This is a genomic window from Muriicola sp. E247, assembly GCF_041358175.1.
Taxonomy (GTDB): Bacteria; Bacteroidota; Bacteroidia; order Flavobacteriales; family Flavobacteriaceae; genus Muriicola.
Window position 1 is genome coordinate 1 of sequence record NZ_JBGKBE010000008.1, and the last position, 22,574, is coordinate 22,574.

General features: G+C 42.6%; 18 protein-coding genes. 12 read left to right on the forward strand and 6 right to left on the reverse strand.

All coding sequences use genetic code 11. The features are described 5' to 3' along the window. Nucleotides 1-84: 84 nt before the first annotated feature. Complete coding sequence (locus ACA086_RS11355; protein WP_371003429.1) at nucleotides 85-225, reverse strand: hypothetical protein; 141 nt, start codon at nucleotides 223-225, stop codon at nucleotides 85-87. Between the two features lie 156 nt (nucleotides 226-381). Here ACA086_RS11355 and ACA086_RS11360 point away from each other — a divergent pair, with 156 nt between their 5' ends. The 3 genes from ACA086_RS11360 to ACA086_RS11370 are packed head-to-tail and all read left to right on the forward strand — an operon-like array spanning nucleotide 382 to nucleotide 2,924. Further along, nucleotides 382-1,164 (forward strand): MlaE family ABC transporter permease, encoded by a 783-nt coding sequence (locus tag ACA086_RS11360; protein ID WP_371003430.1) that lies wholly within the window; start codon nucleotides 382-384, stop codon nucleotides 1,162-1,164. Continuing rightward, complete coding sequence (locus ACA086_RS11365) at nucleotides 1,164-1,946, forward strand: ABC transporter ATP-binding protein (protein WP_371003431.1); 783 nt, start codon at nucleotides 1,164-1,166, stop codon at nucleotides 1,944-1,946. Before ACA086_RS11360 ends, ACA086_RS11365 begins: the two co-directional genes overlap by 1 nt. A 3-nt stretch (nucleotides 1,947-1,949) precedes the next feature. Beyond that, the gene (locus ACA086_RS11370) at nucleotides 1,950-2,924 is read left to right on the forward strand and encodes an MlaD family protein (protein ID WP_371003432.1); all 975 of its coding nucleotides are present in this window, start codon (nucleotides 1,950-1,952) and stop codon (nucleotides 2,922-2,924) included. A 63-nt stretch (nucleotides 2,925-2,987) separates the two neighbouring features. Here the strand turns inward: ACA086_RS11370 and ACA086_RS11375 are convergent, their stop codons facing one another. The 4 genes from ACA086_RS11375 to ACA086_RS11390 form a co-directional block, all read right to left on the reverse strand. Beyond that, nucleotides 2,988-3,242 (reverse strand): hypothetical protein, encoded by a 255-nt coding sequence (locus tag ACA086_RS11375; protein ID WP_369748637.1) that lies wholly within the window; start codon nucleotides 3,240-3,242, stop codon nucleotides 2,988-2,990. A 220-nt stretch (nucleotides 3,243-3,462) separates the two neighbouring features. After that, nucleotides 3,463-3,837 carry a hypothetical protein gene (locus ACA086_RS11380; protein ID WP_371003433.1) on the reverse strand — a complete coding sequence of 125 codons (375 nt, stop codon included), beginning with the start codon at nucleotides 3,835-3,837 and terminating at the stop codon, nucleotides 3,463-3,465. Between the two features lie 158 nt (nucleotides 3,838-3,995). Further along, nucleotides 3,996-5,066, reverse strand: a complete 1,071-nt coding sequence (locus tag ACA086_RS11385; protein ID WP_371003434.1) for a response regulator — start codon at nucleotides 5,064-5,066, stop codon at nucleotides 3,996-3,998. Nucleotides 5,067-5,117: 51 nt separating this feature from the next. Beyond that, complete coding sequence (locus ACA086_RS11390) at nucleotides 5,118-7,682, reverse strand: PAS domain S-box protein (protein ID WP_371003435.1); 2,565 nt, start codon at nucleotides 7,680-7,682, stop codon at nucleotides 5,118-5,120. A 577-nt stretch (nucleotides 7,683-8,259) separates the two neighbouring features. Between ACA086_RS11390 and ACA086_RS11395 the strand changes: the two genes are divergently transcribed. The 8 genes from ACA086_RS11395 to ACA086_RS11430 all read left to right on the forward strand — a co-directional run bounded on the left by ACA086_RS11395 (nucleotide 8,260) and on the right by ACA086_RS11430 (nucleotide 20,254). Next, nucleotides 8,260-8,673 carry a hypothetical protein gene (locus tag ACA086_RS11395; RefSeq protein ID WP_371003436.1) on the forward strand — a complete coding sequence of 138 codons (414 nt, stop codon included), beginning with the start codon at nucleotides 8,260-8,262 and terminating at the stop codon, nucleotides 8,671-8,673. Between the two features lie 107 nt (nucleotides 8,674-8,780). Next, nucleotides 8,781-12,608, forward strand: coding sequence for an efflux RND transporter permease subunit (locus tag ACA086_RS11400; protein ID WP_371003437.1), 3,828 nt, complete (start codon nucleotides 8,781-8,783; stop codon nucleotides 12,606-12,608). A 1-nt stretch (nucleotide 12,609) separates the two neighbouring features. After that, nucleotides 12,610-13,851: a TolC family protein gene (locus ACA086_RS11405; RefSeq protein ID WP_371003438.1), complete on the forward strand. Its 1,242-nt coding sequence runs from the start codon at nucleotides 12,610-12,612 to the stop codon at nucleotides 13,849-13,851. A 1-nt stretch (nucleotide 13,852) separates the two neighbouring features. After that, a complete protein-coding gene (locus ACA086_RS11410) occupies nucleotides 13,853-15,637 on the forward strand; it encodes an efflux RND transporter periplasmic adaptor subunit (protein WP_371003439.1) in 1,785 nt (594 codons plus the stop codon). Nucleotides 15,638-15,702: 65 nt separating this feature from the next. After that, entirely contained in the window at nucleotides 15,703-16,242 is a 540-nt protein-coding gene (locus ACA086_RS11415) for a hypothetical protein (protein WP_371003440.1), read from the forward strand. A 3-nt stretch (nucleotides 16,243-16,245) separates the two neighbouring features. Further along, nucleotides 16,246-18,744 (forward strand): heavy metal translocating P-type ATPase, encoded by a 2,499-nt coding sequence (locus tag ACA086_RS11420; protein WP_371003441.1) that lies wholly within the window; start codon nucleotides 16,246-16,248, stop codon nucleotides 18,742-18,744. 4 nt (nucleotides 18,745-18,748) lie between these two features. Next, nucleotides 18,749-19,456, forward strand: a complete 708-nt coding sequence (locus ACA086_RS11425; RefSeq protein WP_371003443.1) for a PepSY domain-containing protein — start codon at nucleotides 18,749-18,751, stop codon at nucleotides 19,454-19,456. 33 nt (nucleotides 19,457-19,489) lie between these two features. Further along, complete coding sequence (locus ACA086_RS11430; protein ID WP_371003445.1) at nucleotides 19,490-20,254, forward strand: exodeoxyribonuclease III; 765 nt, start codon at nucleotides 19,490-19,492, stop codon at nucleotides 20,252-20,254. A gap of 3 nt (nucleotides 20,255-20,257) precedes the next feature. On the opposite strand, the gene ACA086_RS11435 is transcribed toward ACA086_RS11430, so the two are convergent. Beyond that, complete coding sequence (locus ACA086_RS11435; protein WP_371003446.1) at nucleotides 20,258-20,956, reverse strand: hypothetical protein; 699 nt, start codon at nucleotides 20,954-20,956, stop codon at nucleotides 20,258-20,260. Between the two features lie 284 nt (nucleotides 20,957-21,240). Here ACA086_RS11435 and ACA086_RS11440 point away from each other — a divergent pair, with 284 nt between their 5' ends. Then, nucleotides 21,241-22,563, forward strand: a complete 1,323-nt coding sequence (locus ACA086_RS11440) for a Gfo/Idh/MocA family protein (protein WP_371003447.1) — start codon at nucleotides 21,241-21,243, stop codon at nucleotides 22,561-22,563. Nucleotides 22,564-22,574 lie beyond the last annotated feature (11 nt).

The window sequence follows — 22,574 nt, forward strand, 5'->3', positions numbered from 1 at the left end:
ATCCTGATACTTTTGAGAATGAAAGCGACTCAAACGCAGTTTGGGTAAGCGACTTTGGAATAAAAAAATAGAACGCGATAGCGTTTACTTTTTCACCTGCCTGCCGGCAGACAGGTTTACCAGGAGGGTTTTATAGGATTCTGAAAATCCTATGAATCCAACATGGATCACGCCCCAGGCGTAATCCAGGAATATACAAGCTTGCCTGCCTGAGGTAGGTACCAAATTTCAATTTCCATTAAGCTTACTTTTTAATACAGAACCTGAATACTCCCATTTAATATTATCTAATTTACTACAGCTGCTTTATGATACAGGTCATTCTGTACCCGGGCATTAAATTCTACTTTTGATAGTACCCTAATCTAACTAGCTGTAGTTATGACAAGTACATTTAAAGCAACAGCACAGTTACAGAACACTTTCAAGGAGATTGGAGAGCTATCGTATTTTGCCGCACGTTTTTTTAAAGTGTGTTTTCGGCCTCCGTTTGAGTTCAGGGAATTTCTCAGGCAGTGTTATAACATGGGAAACCGCTCCCTAGTGCTCGTTCTGGTCACTGGCTTTATAATTGGTTTGGTCCTTACCCTTCAATCAAGACCCACCCTGCTTGAATTTGGAGCGGTTTCATGGATGCCCAATATGGTAGGGATATCAATAGTGAGGGAATTGGGTCCTGTGATTACCGCCTTGGTTTGCGCCGGAAGGATCGCCTCCGGAATTGGGGCTGAACTGGGCTCTATGCGAGTGACTGAACAGATCGACGCAATGGAAGTATCGGGAACCAATCCCTTTAAATTCCTGGTAGTTACCCGAATTCTTGCCACCACGCTAATGCTACCTATTTTAGTAGTCCTGGGCGATGCAGTTGCCCTTTATGGCTCAGCCCTTGTTGAGAATTTTAAGGGCAATGTCTCCTTTCTGCTGTATTTTAATACCGTTTTTGATGCCCTGTCTTATGGCGATCTGATTCCTGCAACCATAAAATCCTTCTTCTTTGGTTTTGCCATTGGCCTTGTCGGCTGCTTTAAGGGTTATTACAGTAAAAAAGGAACTGCAGGAGTGGGCATGGCAGCGAATACCGCCGTGGTATTCACCTCAATGCTACTATTTGTCATCGATTTTGTTGCCGTATTTATATCAGACATATTTTATGAATTGTAATGATTAAAGAGAAAGAAATAAAGAAAGATTCAAGGTCTCATAGCGCCCAGAAAGTTATTATCGACATTCAGGGCCTTTATAAGAGCTTCGGAGACAATCACGTGCTCAATGGTTTTCATATGCGCCTCTATGAAGGAGAGAACCTGGTGGTCATGGGGAAATCCGGATCGGGCAAATCTGTAATGATCAAATGCCTGGTCGGGTTGATGACTCCCGATGCCGGTTCCATCCTGGTAATGGGGGAGGACATCAGCACATTAGATCAGGAATCCCTGGATGCCCTGCGCGCAAATATTGGATTCCTGTTTCAGGGAAGTGCCCTTTACGATTCTATGACAGTGCGGGAAAACCTGGAATTTCCCATGCGGAGGCATCGCAGGAAAATGGGAAAAATCACCGATACGACGCCTTATGTTTTAGAGGCCCTTGAAAGTGTGGGCCTGGAACACACCATGGACCTTATGCCGGCCGAACTATCAGGAGGAATGAAAAGGAGGGTGGCCCTTGCGCGTGCCATCATTCTAAGGCCTAAAATTATTTTTTACGATGAACCTACCAGCGGACTGGATCCTATCACCTCGAAAGAAATCATCGAACTCATGCGAAGTATTCAAAAAAAATACGGCACATCTTCACTGATTATTACCCATGATGTGGATTGTGCCAGGGTAATTTCTGAACGTATGATATTGCTCGTGGATGGTATTAATTACGCCGAGGGTTCGTATAATGAACTTACACAATTGGATGATCCAAATGTTCAGGCATTTTTTAAAAAATAGGAAATGGAAAAGTCAACAGTACAGAATATTAGATTAGGAGTCTTGGTGGTGCTTGGCACAGTGCTATTAGTAGTAGCCGCCTATCTAATCGGGAACAGACAAAATCTCTTTGGGAGTACCTTCCAGATAAACGCTGTTTTTAAGAACGTGAACGGACTGCAAAAAGGGAATAATGTGCGTTATTCAGGTATTGATATTGGTACCGTGAAGGACATAGAAATGACCAATGACACTACCATTGTTGTCTATATGATCATACAGGAGAAAATGCTCTCACATATCAGGAAGAACGCTATTGCCAGTATAGGTTCAGACGGACTCGTAGGAAGTATGATCGTCAATATCGTACCGGGTAGGGAAGCAGGGCCTCCCATCTCATCGGGGGATCAAATTGCCTCCTACAGTAAAATCGGAGCTGAAGATATGCTGAGCACCCTCAATGTAACCAATGAAAATGCGGCTATTTTAACGGCCGACCTGTTACAGGTAACGGAAGCCTTGAAAAATGGTAAAGGAACCTTTGGAAGATTGCTCAATGATACCATAATGTCTGATAACTTATTGCAGACCTCTGCCAATCTTAAAGAATTAAGCACTCAGGCGAACATAATGCTTAAACAGCTCAATGAAATTGTAGCGAATATTGAATATGAAAACAGTGTGGCAGATGTCCTGACCAACGATTCTGTTTCAGGCCAACAGATGAAAAATATTCTTACCAACTTAGAATTGTCAAGTGTACAAATGGTTTCTGTTTCCCGCACTTTAGACAGTCTTTCAACACGTATTTACGAAGGAAAAGGCACAATAAATTATCTGGCTACCGACACTGTTTTTGTCAATCAATTACAACATACCATGCAAAACATTGAAGAGGGGACATTACGTTTCAATGAAAACATGGAAGCGCTGAAACACAACTTCCTATTCAGACGTTATTTTAAAAAACTTGAAAAAGAGAAAGGGGGGAAGGAATAAGAGAATGGGTTTAACGGTTTTTCTTTGCGCTCCGTGCATAAGATAGAATAAGACATAATTCTGTTAAAGCATGGAAGATCCGTTCTTTAAATGACCTCCTAACATTTTGTCACTCTGGTGCCTTTCCAGCTGATGCTCTAATAATAATCTCAGACTATCGAGATAGTCTTGCATAGTTTCCCTATCTATACTTGCCTGTTCAGATATGGGGATGGTCATCGGATTCTCATCCAAGAATCTATATAATTCGGGGAATTCCGTTTCGATATAATTGGTGAGCAGAATGATTTCGCCCAACAATTCCTGCATTGTTTTCATTGTAAAAAGCTTTTCATGAACAGAGTTCACTTCAACCAGTTTCGACGAAATATAATTCTAAAAAAAATGTATGTAAGCGACTTTGTTTTATAATCAACTTTGCTAAAATAATCTACACGGTATGAATTCTAAATGATTAAAATCAATTGACCTTAGATTTTAGAAGGCCCAACTATATTCGAATTAACATGTTATTTATCAGGAGTTTAGTATTTGCCTTCTAATTTCTTCTTCTCCTGGAGTCCAAATTGCTTCGCCCTCTGTTTGCGTTGTTCTGTTCATCGTACCGTTTGATATCATCATCGTGGTAATTTCGAATTCTTTCATACCGCGATCTTCCTAAATCGTAGTTGCGATACCTTGGTGGTAAGGTATTTCGCCTGACCCAAATGCCCCCATCGAGATAAATATAAGTCCGTGCAGACAAGTCATAATAAATACGGATATCGGGGAAATATACATATCTCACCAGTTCCAGCCTGTTGGGATAAAACCATGGAGGGGGTGGATTTCCAATTCGATGAGACACGATAACCGGGCCACAACTGCTCAAGCCCAGAAATACAAGAAGGAGTATTGCATATAACTTTTTCATTACATCTGATTTTATACTTCAAATAAACGAAATGATAATGCAGATGTAAATGATCTGTATCATTCTGAGACCGTGCAAATAATAATTATAATCGCTTTTATAGAGTGATGATAATAGGAAAAGGTATGGCCCGTTAACGGAGAATTGAGCTGCGCATTTTATCCGAAATCGGCAATAAGTTTTAAGCCTTCTTTATTTAGTACAACCAGTTTTTTCTTTTCTCCTATTCCTATGAGGCCTTTACCTCTGAATTCAGATAGCGCCCGTATGGCTGTTTCAGTAGCAGTGCCAATTATTCCCGCAAAATCTTCCCTTGGAATATTGATGCCCCTATGTTCTTTATCTTCGATGATTCCCTTATCATTAAGTTCGAGTAGTGCTTTTGCCGCTCGTTGTTTTACGGAAGAAAAGGCCATGTCTACCAATTGTTCCTGCAATTGTTCCAGATCGTTTGATATAAGATTTATAAACTTCCTGGAAACCACTTTGTTGCTGTACACCAGTTTGGTAAAATCTTCTTTGGGGATACTCAGTAATTCTGCATTTTCAATAGCAGAAGCCGTTTCAATATAGGTGCCGTGGTTATTCAGAATGGAGAGTTGCCCGATAAAGTCTCCCTTTCCGTAGATGCCAGAAACCATCTCTTTGCCAGTTTCCGTTACTCGATATGTTTTTGCGTTTCCTTTTTGAATAAAATACAAATGATTTGCCGCCTCACCTTCCCTGTATATTTCCTCCTTGTCGCCAAACGTCTGCGTTTCCCGGTTTGCCGAGAGAAGTTCCATCCCCAGAAATTCCGAAACACCCTCAAAGAATGTATTAATACCTACCGCATTTTTCGTAAACTTCTTTTTTAAAAAATCATTCTTCCTTAGCCTTAAATCTATTGCCTCCAATAATTCCTTTTCCTTTACAGGTTTGACGAGATAGTCATCAGCCCCATAGGACATCCCCGTTCTCATATCCGTGATCTCACTTTTTGCCGTCAAAAAAATAAATGGGATACCTGCCGTTTTATCATCCTGGTTCAAAGTTTCAAGTACGGCATACCCATCTACTTCAGGCATCATGATATCACATATAATAATGTCGGGGCTATTTTCTTTGGCTTGGATAATACCGTCGGCCCCACCGTCAGCAGTAAAAACTTTATAGTCTGCAAACTCGAGTAAGGCGGCCGTATTCTCAAGAACATCCCTGTTGTCTTCGATTAACAGTACTTTTCTCATCAGATTAACTTTTTTCTGGTTTTACTATTCCTCCCCAAGGAGGTTTTGGACTTAATTTTTATTCGATATAGGGAAAGTAACCCGGAAAATGCTGCCTTCTCCTTCTTCACTTGACACCCTGATGTTACCCCCCATTAGTTCTGTATATTGTTTAACGATGTGCAACCCAAGGCCGGTACCGTGAATGTTCAAACTGTTTTTAGCTCTGAAAAACCTCTGAAATAGGTTTTGCTGTTCTTCCTTTGGAATCCCAATTCCCTGATCAATAATTTCAACGATTACACTTTCCCGATCTTTTTCTAGTCTGAGGGTTACATGCTGATTTTCATCAGAATATTTAACGGCATTACTCAACAAATTATTAAGGATATGTCGCATCAGTTTGGGATCGAGGCAGACTTGAATTTCCTGAGTAGAAGAAATAATTTCCAGGGTTTGTCCAACTTTTTTATTGACCTCCATCTCCGCAAGTATCGCTTCTGATAATATAAGTAGGTCAAACCACTGATAACCAGGCGTAATGGCTCCTTCTTCGAGTTTGCCAAGGGAGAGAAAATCATTGAGGATGACTACTAAATTCTGGACATTGGATTTTATACGGTTGGTGTGTTTTAATCGGGCTTCTTCTTTCCCGGCCTCATTCTGTCTCTCAATTAGCGTAGCCGAGGAGAGGATAACACTCAAAGGTGTTCTGAATTCGTGCGAAGCCGTTGAAATGAAGCGGGATTTTAAATCGTTGAGCTCCTGTTCCTTTTTCAGAGCTGTACGGATATTTTGCTCTGCCTTTTTATGCTCAGAAATATCATGGAAAACCATGAGGGCATGTGTAATTCCATTTCCCCGGTCTCTCAGGGGAGTTGAATTTACCATATAACTCCTCCTTCTGTAGATAATTTCAAAACTCAAATGCGTTCCCTCCAGGGTGGCTCTCACATGGTCTTTTATTATGGTTTTACGCTTTTTAGAAAATTTATCTAGGTCGTCAATACGAATCCTCTCAAATGGTTTTTTTTGCTTTCTAATATGCATTAAGGCGGTACCTTCGATATAGACAATTTCCATCTCCTTATTGATAAGAATAATTGCCCCTTTTGGAAAGTTTTGAGCAATAAGCGAAAAGATAGCCTCACTGGTTTTTGCCCTTTCTTCTGCTATTTTACGCTCTTGTATCTGGGTTTCCAGATCGGTGTTTAAAGCTTCAAGTCTTGTGACTGTCGAACTGAGATCCGCAGTGCGTTTTTCAACCGTTTTTTCCAATTCCTGCGCATAGAACTTCAATTGGTCCCGGCTATTATGTAATGCTGTCCTAACATTATTTTGTTCAATTGCCAGACTCGCCAGTTGGGCTGCCTCCTTAATCAGCATTTTTTCTTCCGAACTGGGTGTTTTTACTTTTTTGCAATAAACGGATAGGGCGCCCAGATTTTCATGGCTGTGGGTGAGCATAGGAAAAGACCAGCATGCCTTTAGATCAGCACGAAAAGGAAATGCCTTGTGTTCTCGCCAGGAATTTTCCTTTGCCATGTCGGCCACCAGTATTTCTTTTTTCACATATGCCGCAATACCACAGGAACAGGATTTTGGATCAATGACAATTCCATTCAGGGCGCTTACAAAATCTGAAGGGAGTTTGGGGGCGGCCAGGATCTTTAAGTTCCGCATTTCTTCCTCAGCCATTAAAATAGCAACATAGGAGTCATTTAGACTATTTTCTAATAATTCTACAATTTTTAATGCGATGTCTTCCAAAGGCTCATGTGCAACGATCATCTCCAGAATTGAATTCTTACTATCTTTAAACCACTCCTGTTTTTTACGCTCAGTAATGTCATTTTGAACGGCAATAAAATGAGTTAGTTCACCATTATCATTTCTTACGGGGGTTATGGACAGTTCGTTCCAGAAAAGGGTACCGTCTTTTTTATAATTGCGGACTACTACCTTACAAGCTTCGCCATTTCTCAATGCAGCACGAACGATTTTAATTCCCTGCTGCTTCTTATCACCATTCTGTAGAAAATCACAGTTTTTACCAAATACTTCCTGCCTACTATACCCGGTGATCCTTTCAAATGCTTCATTGACATAGACAATTGGAAATCGTTCCATCTTGGCATCAGATATTACGATGCCTTTTTCAGCAACATTAAGTGCCCTGTTCCTGCTCTTCAGTACCTCTTCAACCTCTTTTTGCCTTGTGACGTCTTCTATAAATCCTTCCATACGGGTGATGGGACCACTTTTATCTGTAATCCCCATTCCGTGTTCACTTACCCATCTGATATTGCCTTCTGCATCAACAATTCTGTAATTCAGATGAAATTGCTGTTTTTCAGACAACGCTAGTTGTAATTTAGCGTAAACCTTTTCTTTATCATCCTGATGAATAATATCTGCCCATTTGATGGGATCAGGTTCATAGAATTGATCCGATTTATACCCGCTAAGTTCAAAACATCCCTCACTGATAAATTCAATAGTCCGCTTAGAATCATTAAGGCAGCGGTACACCACCCCTGGAAGATTACTGACAAGTGTGCGGAGTTTCCGATTACTTTCAATAAGGGCCTTTTTTCCGTTTTGAGCTCCGGTATGTTGTAAATCGGAGTCTTTCATTGAAGGTATTAATTAGGGTTCGCAGGTATTCATTCAGAGATGAAACAGATGATTTTGACATGACAGCCATCACCTGATCATTCTATTAAACTAAAAGGTCTTTTCCTCAAAGGAGCCTGAGCAATTTCCTTCCAGTTAAGATAGAAAGAACTTACAGCATGCACTTCTATCAAAGATATGCCGTATTGTCCTACACAAAGCTGATATTTATCATATATGTCGATATGTGTGAATGCGTTATACAGCTGCGTAAACTACAGGAAATCAATACTGGAATGGGTGGGAAAAACTAAAAGCAAAAGGTATTGGGAATTTCCACAAAACAAAACACCCCCAAATCAAATCGACACTGAAAAACAGTACGTCAAACCTTGATAAGAGGGGCTGGCAATAGTGGGGATGATAAACTTACTCTAGTCTGTTTCAATGACTTTTTGTTTTTGTTATTTCGCTTCCGGAATTCATTACATTGAGTACCCTTTAACTAATTGAAAATAAGAGAGTTTACAGTAATTCGCCTGGTAAACTTTTGTTAATCAGGACAATAAAACCATTAATTTTGTAGTTTTGTAGGGAAATGGATTCACGTCGACATAAAATAGGAGCTCTAACATTGGCCTTTATGGTCTTGTTCTCTACCATGTCCTTTTCGATGGATATGCATTTTTGTGGAGATTCCCTCGTTGATTTTAAGCTCTTCCAACAGGCAGATGACTGTGGCATGGCAATGGACGGTGCAACTTCAGATGATATGATGGGTGCTGAAAACCACTGTTGTTCTGACGTGGAAGTTGTAGTTTCCGGGCAGGATGATCTGCATTCCATAGCCTCAGATATTTCTTTTGAACAGCAAAATCTGATCATTTCCTTTTTGTTGGTTTGCACTCATTTTTTCAATGAGGTTGATAAACAATCCATCCCTTTTAAGGAATATTCCCCCCCTCTTCTCATACGGGACGTCCAGCTAATGGACCAGACATTTCTCATTTAAAGACATAATTTAAGTATATACCATCCCAACTAGTTGGGCATGGTACGCGGCATTTTATGCCCGCGTTATTGAAGTTTCACTGGAGATTCAATACCCACACTTAAATTATGTTGAATAGAACTATAAAATACTTTTTAGAGAACAAACTGGTAACTGTTCTTTTGCTGATTACCCTTACCACATGGGGTATCATCACCTCACCCTTTAACTGGGATACGGGATTTTTACCTGAAGACCCTGTACCTGTTGATGCCATTCCCGATATTGGCGAGAATCAGCAAATTGTCCTTACACAGTGGCCCGGAAGATCACCTCAGGATATTGAGGATCAGATTTCCTACCCAATGACCACTTATTTACTTGGAATCCCCGGGGTAAAGACCATCCGAAGTTCTTCCATGTTCGGGTTTTCAAGTATATACATCATTTTTGACGAAGACACCGAGTTTTACTGGTCGCGCTCACGAATCCTTGAAAAATTAAATGCGCTGCCGGCAGGTATCCTTCCCGAGGGTGTCACTCCTGTATTAGGTCCGGATGCCACCGCTCTGGGTCAGGTTTACTGGTATACCCTGGAAGGACGTGACAAGGATAACAATCCCACAGGCGGATGGGATCTCCAGGAAATCAGAAGCGTACAGGATTTCTATGTAAAATATGGCCTTAGTGCTGTAGAAGGAGTATCAGAAGTAGCTTCAATAGGTGGTTTTGTACAGGAATATCAGATCGATGTAAATCCCGATGCACTTAAGGCGTATAATATTCCCCTGTACCGTGTGATGCAGGCGGTAAAAAACTCCAACAAAGATGTAGGTGCAAAGACTATCGAGATCAATCAGGCCGAATATCTGGTAAGGGGACTGGGGTATATCAAAAACACATCCGATATAGAAAAGGCGGTCGTAGCCGTACAGAATAACGTCCCTGTGCGTATCAGGGACATCGGAGTGGTTAGCCTGGGACCTTCTACCCGCAGAGGGGTGCTCGATAAAGGAGGGGCCGAAGTTGCAGGTGGTGTAGTAGTTGCCCGTTATGGTTCTAACCCTTTGGCCGTTATCAATAATGTCAAGGAAAAAATTAAGGAAATCGCTCCCGGCCTGCCTAAAAAAACACTGGCAAACGGTGTTGAAAGTCAATTGACCATTGTTCCCTTTTATGATCGGACACAACTCATCCAGGAAACGATTGGTACACTGGAGAATGCACTGTCTCATGAAATTTTGATCAGTATCATCGTTGTGCTTGTCCTGGTTCTTAATTTAAGGGCTTCGCTTATCATTTCCGGACTTCTGCCTATAGGCGTACTGATGACATTTATCGTCATGCGATACTCCGGTGTAGATGCCAACGTCGTAGCACTTTCAGGTATTGCCATTGCCATTGGGGTGATGGTAGATGTCGGTATTGTCTTTGTGGAAAACATCATCCGTCATCTGGAGATGCCTGAAAATGAAGGTGTGAAAGGAAAAGAGTTGATGCAGCTCATTTACAAGGCCACCGTAGAGGTTGCCTCAGCAATTACCACGGCCCTTGCGACTACAGTAGTTAGTTTTATCCCTGTTTTTGCCATGGAATCAGCAGAAGGAAAGCTCTTTAAGCCCCTGGCATTCACAAAAACCTTTGCCCTGCTCAGTGCTTTTATCCTGGGGATTGTAGTACTGCCGGCCCTGGCGCATTTTATTTTTGGAATCAACTACAACAAACAGAGAGTAAGACGATTCTGGTCTGTTCTGCTCATAGTGTCGGGAATCCTTTTTTCGATCTACTTTTCCATGTTTCTGCCCATTGCCCTTACATTGATTGGCATTAATAACCTTCTCGAACCCAGGTGGCCCGAGAAGTATAAGGCCTATCCCACCTATATCAATCTGGGTCTTACCATTTTTATAGCTTCCTTTTTCCTGTCTGAAGAATGGTTGCCACTTGGACCTCAGAATGGAACGATCATCAACTTCATCTTTGTGTTGTTCCTCATTGGGATCATCCTGGCTGCCCTGCTCGCGATCGTACATTTCTACGAAACCGTTTTAAAGTGGTGCCTGGAGAATAAAGGGAAGTTTATGCTTATTCCGGCAGTCACTCTTTTCTTTGGCTTGCTGGTCTGGCTTGGCTTTAATTCCACCTTTGGTTTTATGGCCAACGGACTGGAATCAATCGGCTGGAAAAATGTGCGACAGACTTCTGGCTGGACAGCAGCTTCAGAACTGTTTCCCGGCATCGGATCTGAATTTATGCCTTCCCTCGACGAGGGCAGTTACCTGCTCATGCCTACTTCCATGCCTCATTCTGGGATAGAATACAACCGGAAGGTAGTTGGGCAAATCGATATGCTGGTGGGGAATATTCCCGAGGTAGATATGGTAGTTGGCAAGCTGGGGCGCGCTGAGACTGCATTGGATCCGGCTCCTATCTCCATGTTTGAGAATATCATCAATTACAAACCCGAATTTATCCTGAATGAAGAGGGGAGACGGGTTAGGTTTAAAGTAGACAGGAAAGATCGGTTTATTACCGTAAATCAGGACAGCCTTACTAACGAAGAAGCTCTCGCTAAAGGTATTTCTCGGGAGGATCTGCTTGCAGATGAGAATGGTAAATTCTACAGGAACTGGCGACCTCATATTAAATCACCAGACGATATCTGGGATGAGATCGTAAAGGTTACCAGGATACCAGGAGTGACGTCAGCTCCTAAATTGCAGCCCATTGAAACCCGACTGGTTATGTTGCAGACGGGGATGCGCGCTCCGATGGGAATTAAAGTGTACGGCCCTGACCTGAAGTCCATAGAGGCCTTCGGGATGCAGCTCGAATCCATTTTAAAGGAAGTGCCCTCCGTAAAAAAGGAAGCAGTTTTTGCCGATCGCATCGTAGGTAAGCCTTATCTGCATTTAAATATCAATCGGGATGAAATATCCAGGTACGGCCTTACTATCGAAGATGTGCAGCAAAGTATTGAAACGGCTATTGGCGGGATGAAAATCACATCCACGGTTGAAGGAAGGGAAAGATTCCCGGTACGGGTGAGATATCCAAGGGAGCTCAGGGATAACCCTGAAGCCCTGCGTAAAATATTGATACCGACTCCGGTTGGCGCCCAGATTCCGCTTTCTCAGCTGGTTGAATTTGAATATGTGAGGGGGCCACAGGCGATCAAAAGCGAAAACACCTTTTTGGTGGGATATGTACTGTTTGATAAAAAGGACGGTTTTGCCGAAGTCACTGTAGTAGAGGATGCCCAAAAAACTATTCAACAAAAAATTGATACTGGAGAGTTAATGGTACCGGCCGGGATCAGCTATAAGTTTTCTGGGAGTTATGAAAATCAGATCCGGGCTGTGAGCAGACTGGCCATTGTCATTCCGATCAGTCTGATTATTATTTTCCTACTCCTCTTCTTCCAGTTTAAAACCGTGATTGCCTCCTCCATCCATTTTTCAGGAGTTTTTGTAGCCTTTGCCGGCGGGTTTATTATGTTGTGGTTATACGGACAGGACTGGTTCCTCAATTTCTCAGTATCGGGAGTGAATATGAGAGATTTGTTTCAAATGCAGACCATCAACCTGAGTGTGGCTGTATGGGTTGGATTTATTGCCCTGTTTGGAATTGCCACTGATGATGGTGTAATCATGGGAACCTATATTCATCAGGTCTTTGAAGAAAAAGATCCAAAAACGATACCAGCCGTAAGGGCTGCTGTACTTGAAGCCGGAAAGAAAAGGGTTCGGCCCGCTATGATGACGGCCGCGGTGGCTATAATAGCCTTACTCCCGGTGCTTACTTCAACGGGCAAGGGAGCCGATATTATGATCCCTATGGCGATACCCACTTTTGGGGGAATGGCCATTCAGATTATGACCATGTTTGTTGTACCCGTACTTCAGGCGTTCTGGAGGGAGACCGTGATTAAAAATCAAACTAAAAAAATAGCATAAAATGAAGCAGGTTATCATCGTATTCTTCATCTTGTTCGCTACCGGCCTGAAGGCGCAGACCCTGGACGATTATTTTAAAATCGCCTCAGAGAACAATCCGGGCCTGTTAGCTCAGCACAGGGAATTTGAAGCTGCATTACAGCAGGTAACTCAGATTAGCAGCCTGCCTGATCCCTCGCTTTCAGTTAGTGCCTTCGGGCAAATGGTGGAAACCCGTGTGGGGCCTCAGCAGGCCCGCTTTTCACTATCACAGATGTTTCCGTGGTTTGGTACGCTGAAAGCCCAGGGCGATGCCGCCAGTCTGATGGCGGAATCAAAATACCAAGATTATCTGAACTCAAAGAACAGACTGTACTATGAACTTTCTAAGGTTTATTACCCCTTGTATGAACTCCGGGAATTAAGTAAGCTGGAGGAAAGGAATGTAGAAATCCTTGAATCATTTAAGACGGTATCCAATTCCAAATTTAAAAATGGAAATGGGACCCTGGTGGATGTTCTGCGGGTCGACATCATGTTAAAAGAGGCAAAGACCAAGCTGGGCATTCTCAGAAAAAAAGAAAAACCATTACAGGAAAGCTTCAACGCCTTGTTGAACCGCAATGAAAAAGACCCAATTATAATAGTCGATTCTCTGTCTCTTGAACCCTTACCTATAGATTCCTTACACGATTCTATAAACCCGGTACATCCACTGGTATATGCAGAGGAATTGAGGGTCAAAGCAGGGGAGGCATCAGAACAGGCGGCCCTAAAGAAAGGTCTGCCTAATCTGGGTATTGGTCTGGATTATATCATGGTTGGAAACCGTACCGATTTGCCTGCTGGTGCCGTTGTTCCCCCAGATAACGGTAAGGATGCCATCATGCCCATGGTGACTGTAAGCCTTCCAATTTTCAGGGGGAAATACAAAGCAGCGGTTAAAGAAGCGCAATTAATGCAGGAGAGCTATGCGTATAGAAAGGTGGAAGTTATAAATACCCTTCAAGCCGAATACGAACAGGTTTTATATGAGATCAGTGAACAGACTGATCTGATCAACCTTTATGAGGAACAGCGCAATGAATCGGAACAGATACTCAACCTGCTCCTCTCATCCTATGGCAACTCGGGAAAGGATTTTGAAGAAGTTCTTAGGATGCAGCAGCAAATTTTAAATTTTGATAAATCAAAAGTCAGCGCTTTAACTCAATACACTATTGCGAAGGCAAAACTGGAATACATTACAGCTAAAAGATTTTAAGATGAAAACTGAAACAAAAAAAATAATAGGCATCGCAGCGATAACTCTCATTATCGGACTGGCACTGGGAGCTGTTTTCTTCGGAGGCTCTGAGAAAGGTATGGCAGAGGAACATCTCCATGAAGGTGAGATGGCAGAAGAAACAATATGGACTTGCTCCATGCATCCTCAGATAAGACAAAATGAAGCGGGAAATTGCCCGATCTGCGGAATGGAACTGATTCCCGTTGAAAACGGCGATGGAATCGAATCCGATCCCGCAGCAATACGTATGTCGCAGACAGCTATGCAGATCGCCAGTGTTTCTACTGAAATTGTCGGGAAGGCCAAACCGGTAAAGCTTTTACGTATCAATGGGAAAGTACAACCCGATGAACGCCAGGTTTATTCTCAATCGTCACATATTCCCGGCCGTATCGAGAGACTGGCAGTTAATTTTACAGGGGAATATGTCAACCAGGGCCAGGTACTGGCAACTGTTTATTCCCCTGAACTTGTCAATGCACAGGAAGAGCTCTTTGAGGCCAGAAAAATTGCCGGAACCCAGCCTATACTTTTTGAATCAGCCAAGGAAAAACTCAGAAACTGGAAACTTTCAGAGAGACAAGTTGAACAAATACTCGAATCAGGGAAAATACGTGATGAATTGCCCATACTCGCCGATATTTCGGGTTATGTAACTGAGAAAAATGTCAACCTTGGTGATTATGTAAACAGGGGACAGGTTATCTATCAAATTGCCAATCTTAAAAAAGTATGGATTTTACTGGATATTTACGAATCAGACATGGCCTGGGTAAAGAAAGGCGATGAGGTTTCTCTATCTGTTCAATCCCTTCCGGGAGAGAACTTTACAGGTAGGATTTCTTTTATCGATCCCGTGCTGGATCCTATGACACGGGTTGCAAAAGCTAGAGTTGAGGTTGATAATAGCGACCTGAGGTTGAAACCTGAAATGTTTGTGTCTGCTGAGCTAAAAGCAAAGTTACCTGTACAATCAGATGCGGTAGTCATCCCTAAATCGGCAGTAATGTGGACCGGGGAACGTTCGGTTGTGTATGTTAAGAACAAAACTTCAGACGGGGTGGATTTTAAAATGAGGATCGTGACTCTTGGTCCTGCTCTGGGGAATGGTTTTGTTATAAAAGACGGACTTCAGGCTGGAGAGGAAATAGCCGTTAATGGCACCTTCAGCATTGATGCTGCTGCCCAATTAGCCGGAAAACCCAGTATGATGAATCCCGAAGGCGGTCCTGCAATGACAGGCCACAACCATGGCGGTACGGGTATACAAAATGATTTACAATCTTCAATCACAAACGAAATAGAGTCCTATGCTATAGGTCAGGAGGCCAAGGCAGCCCTTGTTACCATTTTTGGGGATTACCTGGCGATAAAAGATGCGTTGGTGAACGATGATCTTGAAAAAGCTAAAAATACCGGTTCGAGATTTATCAAAAATATAGAAAGTATAAAAATGTCATTATTTACGGGAGAAGCTCAGCAAGTCTGGTTAAATCAGAGCGGTGAAATTAAAAAAGCCCTGGAACATATTCCACATATGAAGACGCTCGATGAGATCAGAAAGTCTTTCGAAAAGGTGTCAATCCATATGATATACATCGAAAGGGTATTTAATGCCAATTCAGAAGCTCTATATATACTTCATTGCCCCATGGCTAATAACAACAAGGGTGCAGATTGGCTGAGTTCTTCTAGGGAGATAAGAAACCCTTATTACGGAGAGGTCATGCTCACTTGTGGGAGTGTGAGTGGAGAATTATAAGAAAGCATAATAATCTAATAAATGTCAACAAATATTTTAAGTCTAATCTTTAATAATTAATCGATATGAAAACACTAAAGAAAACGAATATGTTAGCCTTTGTACTTACAGTGCTGGTATTTTCATGTAAAGAAAATAAAACATCAAATGTTGATAATAGCAGTGAAAAGGAAAGGATGAAGGTATTTGCAAAGGAGGATTCCAAAATCACTTTCAACAGTTCAGATGCCGGGGATATTTTTGAGAGATATATCGAACTACGGAATGCTTTGATCGAATCTGATGCTGATAAAGCCTCAAAAGTGGCCATGGAGTTTGATTCAATTGAGGGAGGAGATTACGGAAAAATTAATGAGGTTGCTTTATTGATCGGTGCTTCTGATGAATTGGAATCACAGCGCCTCCTCTTTTCGGAGCTTACAACACTCCTTGAGCCTGTTATAAAGGACCAGCTGGTGGGTGGAGCTGTATACAAACAGTATTGTCCAATGGCGTTTAACAATGATGGCGCATCCTGGTTATCCTCAGAATCTGTGATCAGGAATCCTTATTTTGGATCTAAAATGCTTAACTGTGGTAAGATCACAGAAACTTATACCCAGTAAGAAATGAAACACACCTATCACGTACAGGGAATGACCTGCAATGGTTGCAGGAAGCATGTGGAGGAAATACTCTCAGAGGTTGAAGGAGTTGATAAGGCAAATGTGGATCTGGAAAAAGCTACCACGACCCTGGAAATGGAGGCCCATGTTCCATTCGAAAAACTTCAACATGCCCTTGAAGAAGACGGTGGCCGATACAGCATTCATCAACACAAATCAGATGCCCCGGTCGCGAAAGAAGAAAAAAGTCCCCAGGGTAAAGGAACAGGTTCATTCTACTGCCCCATGCATTGTGAGGGGGATAAAACCTATGATACCCCCGGAGATTGCCCTGTTTGTGGGATGGCCCTTGTAGAGGAACAGAGTATATCGACCACATCCGGAACTACATACACCTGCCCTATGCATCCTGAGGTCGTAAGTGATGAACCCGGAAGTTGTCCGATCTGTGGAATGGACCTGGTAGCTGTAGAACCTGATCTTTCTGCGGAGGAAAAATCATATAAGGCCTTGCTGGGGAAATTCTGGATCTCCGTTTTGTTTACGCTGCCAATTTTTCTGATTGCTATGTCAGAAATGATTGAAAACAATCCCCTGTATAGCATTCTATCACAGAATAATTGGAACTGGATTCAGTTTGCGCTTTCGCTGCCGGTGGTTTTTTATACCACATGGATGTTTTTTGAACGGGCATACCGCAGTATTAAGACAATGAACCTCAATATGTTTACCCTCATTGGTATTGGTGCGGGGGTCGCGTGGTTGCTCAGTGTGTTTGGCCTGTTTTTTCCTGATTTTTTCCCCTCCCAGTTTAAGACTGAGAACGGAAGTGTTCATGTGTATTTTGAGGCTGCTACCGTTATTCTCACCCTGGTTTTATTGGGGCAGGTACTGGAAGCCAGGGCACATAGTAAAACGAATTCTGCCGTAAAGGAGTTGCTAAAACTGGCACCCAATAAGGCAATTCGTGTTAAAGATGGAAAAGAAGAGGAAGTAGCTATAGATAAAATTCAATTGGGTGATATCCTGAGAGTGAAACCAGGTGGGAAGATTCCGGTTGATGGTGTCGTTACTGAAGGCGAAACCTCTGTTGACGAATCTATGATAACCGGGGAACCTATTCCTGTTAGTAAGAGCGCAGGTGAGAAGGTGACAAGCGGGACAATAAACGGGAATCAGTCTTTTCTGATGAAGGCTGAAAAAATTGGTTCAGACACCCTTCTGTCCCAGATTATACAAATGGTAAATGAAGCGAGCAGGAGTAAGGCTCCGATCCAAAATCTGGCCGACAGGGTATCCGGATATTTTGTGCCCATCGTAGTACTTATATCGATAATTACTTATGTAGTATGGGCCATTTGGGGTCCTGAACCCGCTCAGGTTTATGCTCTGATAAATGCAATCGCGGTCCTTATTATCGCCTGTCCCTGTGCCCTGGGCCTGGCTACTCCCATGTCGGTTATGGTAGGGGTTGGTAAAGGCGCCCAGAACGGCATCCTGATTAAGAATGCTGAAGCTCTGGAGAAAATGAACAAGGTGAATACTCTTATCGTTGATAAAACCGGCACAATTACGGAAGGTAAGCCTTCGGTAGAATCCTTTAACGCGACCAGTTCTTTGTTTTCTGAGCAGGATATTATGCAATACATAGTTTCTTTGAATAATTTAAGTGAGCATCCTTTAGCAGAGGCCACGGTATCTTTTGGCAAAGAGAAAGGCGTTGAATTACTAAAAGTAGACGGATTTAATGCTGTTACCGGGAAAGGGGTTGAAGGAAAAGTAGAAGAGAAAGAACTTGCCCTGGGAAATGAGAAAATGATAGAAATGTCCGGAGGTAAAATTACTCCGGCAATAAAGGACAAGGCTGGTAGCTTTCAAAAACAGGGTAAGACCGTTTCTTATTTATCGATTAATTCTGAGGTCGTTGGCTTTGTAGTCATCGGAGATAAGATTAAGGCGAGCAGTAAGAAAGCAATTAAATCATTACAACGGCAGGGAGTAGATGTGATTATGCTCACCGGGGATAACCAGGCAACTGCCAGAGCGGTAGCCGATGAACTCGAACTAGCCAATTTTAAAGCCGGCATGCTCCCGGAAGATAAACTCAGGGAAGTTGAAAAACTACAACAAGAAGGAAAAGTGGTGGCTATGGCAGGCGATGGGATCAATGATGCCCCTGCACTCGCGAAAAGCGATGTGGGAATTGCTATGGGAACGGGTACAGACGTGGCTATTGAAAGTGCAGCCATTACCCTGGTAAAAGGTGATCTGCAGGGAATCGCCAGGGCTAAAAACTTAAGTCGGACAGTGATGAAAAACATCAAACAGAACTTATTCTTTGCCATGGTGTATAATACCATCGGGGTACCTGTGGCTGCCGGAGTACTGTTCCCGTTTTTTGGAATACTTTTATCCCCGATGATTGCGGCTGCCGCTATGAGTTTTAGTTCTGTTTCGGTGATAGCCAATGCGCTCCGTCTGCGGACCGCCAAAATAAACTGAGAAGATGGTGAAAAGAAAAACAACGCGAAAATTCAGGAAGTTACATCGATACCTGGGAATTATTCTGGGAATTCAATTCTTTATGTGGACGGTGAGCGGGATCTACTTTAGCTGGACAGATATCGACGAGATACACGGGGATCATTTCCGGAAGGAGAATCATACTCCCATGGCTTTTGAACAGCTGGTAAATCCCGTTTCTCCAGGCGACATAAAAGGAATCTCTTCCCTTGAATTGAGGGAAATAGCGGGCAGGCCTTATTACTGGATCAACGATTCCTATTTGATGGATGCGGAAACAGGTAATAGAAAGGGAAAGGTAACACAAGAGGAGGCTTTGCAGATAGCAGGGAATTATATGTTGCCAGAATTGGAGGTCAGGAGTATTGAGCTACTTGAGGAAGCTGGCAGCCATCATGAATACAGGGGTAAGCCCCTTCCCGCCTTTGTCATAACCTATGATACCCCAAAAAATGTACGGGCTTACGTCTCCATTGCCGACGGGTCCTTTCAGACCGTAAGGTACAGGGATTGGCGCTGGTTCGATTTTCTTTGGATGATGCACACTATGGACTACGAAGGCAGGGATGATTTCAACACACTCCTGCTCCGTGTATTTTCTCTTTTCGGCCTTGTTACTATTTTGAGCGGGTTTACTTTGTTTTACCTTACTTCTCCCACCCTTCAAAAAAGGGAAAGGAAGAAAAATTAATACCGATATTTAACGACTTAATCCCAATTTTCTATGAAGATTGTTAGCTGGAACGTAAATGGCATCAGGGCCATCGTCAAAAAGAATTTCTTTGAATCTATAAATGAATTCGATGCTGATCTTGTCTGCCTTCAGGAAACAAAGGCCCAGGAAGAGGAAGTGTCAAAAGCATTGAAGCCACTGGAGAATTACGCCAAATTTAGTAATGCAGCCGAGAAAAAAGGATATTCCGGCACCACCATCCTCACCAGAGAAAAGCCTGAAGAAGTATTAACAGATATGGGGGTGGCTGAACACGATCAGGAAGGGAGGATCCTTTGTGCGGAATACGACAAATTCTTTCTGATCAATGTTTATGTGCCAAATGCGGGACAACAGTTAGACCGACTTGATTACCGTCAGCAGTGGGATGCCGACTTTCTGCAGTATATCCGGGAAAAAGAAAAGACCAAACCGGTGATTGTCTGCGGGGATTTTAATGTGGCCCACAGGGCAATCGACCTGAAAAATGACAAATCGAATTACAACAAGACTGCAGGCTATACTCAGGTGGAAATCGATGGGATGGATGCCTTTATCAATTCAGGATTGGTTGATGCTTACAGACATTACCACCCGGATACCGAAGCCTATACCTATTGGAGTTATCGGTTTAAGGCGAGGGAGCGCAATGTGGGCTGGCGTATAGATTACTTTCTGCTCAGTTCATCGCTGATCGACAAGGTAAAAACCGTTGAGATCCTCAATGAACACCAAGGATCAGATCATTGTCCTGTACTCCTGGAAATCGATTTATAACATTTATACTCTTTTAAATCGCTCTGTAATCATTTTGAGAACCCTCCTGATCTTCTCCTCTTCTGTGTCCATGATCAGGGAAATTTCAGGAGCTGATTGATTGCCAAAGACCTGGAGTTCAAAAATGGTCTTACTTATTTGAGGTATCGTACTGTACAGATAACCAAAGAACGCCCGGCGACGCGCTGAAAGCTGAAAAGCGTCGTCTAATTTCAATTTTTCAAGGATGGGATTCTCTACTATTTCGTCCATATAGATATCATGGCGATAACGTTTTTCCTGTTTATAGGAAATATCATCGAGCTCCGTATTTAAGATCAGGTCGCCATCCCCATCCGTGGTGAAATCTTCTTTTAGTCGGCTCAATTCCTCATTTAGTAAATCACCAGTACTCACCGGTGTAGAAACCGTGGCTTCGAGAACCTTTTTTTCGTCTAACTTATCTACAGCTATTTTTAGGAGATAATACCTCAGGGCTTTTTCATCCCATTCAGAATCGAATTCGGAAAAAACTGCGAGATATACTTCATCTAAAATACCTTGCGGATCATAGTATCCACGATCTAATTTACCTTCGTTTTCAGCAGCTTTTAAGCTCCTTGAGATAAATTCGCGTACCTCAGGCACGTGGGTTTCTATTTTCTTGTAGAAGGCGTAAAAATCTTCCTTTTGTTTATGGGCTTTTAATAATTTGATGATCATGACCTTGGGTATAAAATGAATAATTCAATAAAATAACTGCTTTAAAAGCTATTTTTAAATGTAGGCTGATCTACAGAAGAATAAAATGATTTTGGTCAGCCTTTCTACTTATTTATAACCTCACTGATCCTCAAGAATTGATAAGTTGATGTCAGGGATAAATATCATAGAAATGTACATTAGCTGATTGTACTAGTATTCTACTTTTAAAAATTAGATAGAACCTCCTGAAATTGAGGCAGAAGTGGTAAAAATTAATTACTTTATGCTAAAATCATTTTTTTATGCATGATCGCAGATCTTTCATTAAGAATCTCGGGGCAGCTACCCTGGCAACCGGGATACCCCTTACTCAGCTAAATGCAAATCGAAACCCAACTGCTGATGTCAATGTAAGGGTAGGATTAATTGGCGTGAGAGGAATGGGATGGGCCAATCTGAGTTCATTTCTGAAGATTCCCGGAACAAGCTGTATTGCTTTATGTGATGTAGATTCCTCTTTATTGGAAAGAAGGGCACTGGAATTGGAATCGTCCTTTGGAAAACGGCCTAAGACCTTTAATGATCACAGGGAATTTCTTAAAGCAAAAGGACTAGATGCTGTGATAATTGGTACTCCTGATCACTGGCATTGTATTCAGATAACAGATGCCTGTGCGGCAGGAAAAGATGTGTATGTTGAAAAACCCATCGCCAACAGCATAACTGAAGCTAATCTGATGGTAGAAGCAACCCGAAAATACAATAGGGTAGTACAGGTAGGGCAATGGCAGCGGAGTGATCCCCATTGGATTGAAGCAATTAGCTATTTAAAAACTGGTGTATTGGGTAGAATCCGACAAGTGAGAGCCTGGGCTACGGTCAACTATGGGAAGGGATTTGATGTGGTCCCGGATAGTCCGACGCCCCCGGGAGTAGACTACGACCGATGGCTGGGTCCTGCTCCGGCTCGTCCCTTTAACCAGAATCGTTTCCACGGCTCCTTCAGGTATTTCTGGGATTATGCAGGCGGTTTAATGACCGACTGGGGGGTGCATATGCTCGATATGGTCCTGGCGGGAATGGAAGTTAGTTCACCTAATTCAGTCATGGCAATTGGAGGCAAAATGGCCTTCCCGGATAATGCTGCAGAGACTCCGGATACGCTCACCACAGTCTACGATTTTGATAATTTTAGTTTGGTTTGGGATCAATACATGGCCATGGGTACTTCTCCTTACCTAGAAGAATCAGGGGAGCCCGGGGTAGCTTTTATTGGAGAAAATGGCATCCTCGCAATAAATAGGGTAAGCTGGAAGGTATTACCTTTTCAGGAAGACGGCAAATACCTGGTTGAGGCGTTGCCTCCCAGAAAGAGTTCTGTGAATCCCCTGGATGAACATACCAAAAATTTTTATGACTGTATTCTGAGTAGAAAAGACCCTAATTGTACAATTGAGATGGGCAGGGACGCGGCTTTGGTTGCACACCTGGGCAATATTGCTTATCGCAGTGGGAAACGGCTCGAATGGGATCCCGCTAAGGGAATTATCTCGAATCATTCTAAAGTGAATTCCTATCTAACACCAAGCTACAGACAACCCTGGAAGCTATGGAATGGCTCTTAATGAATATTAAA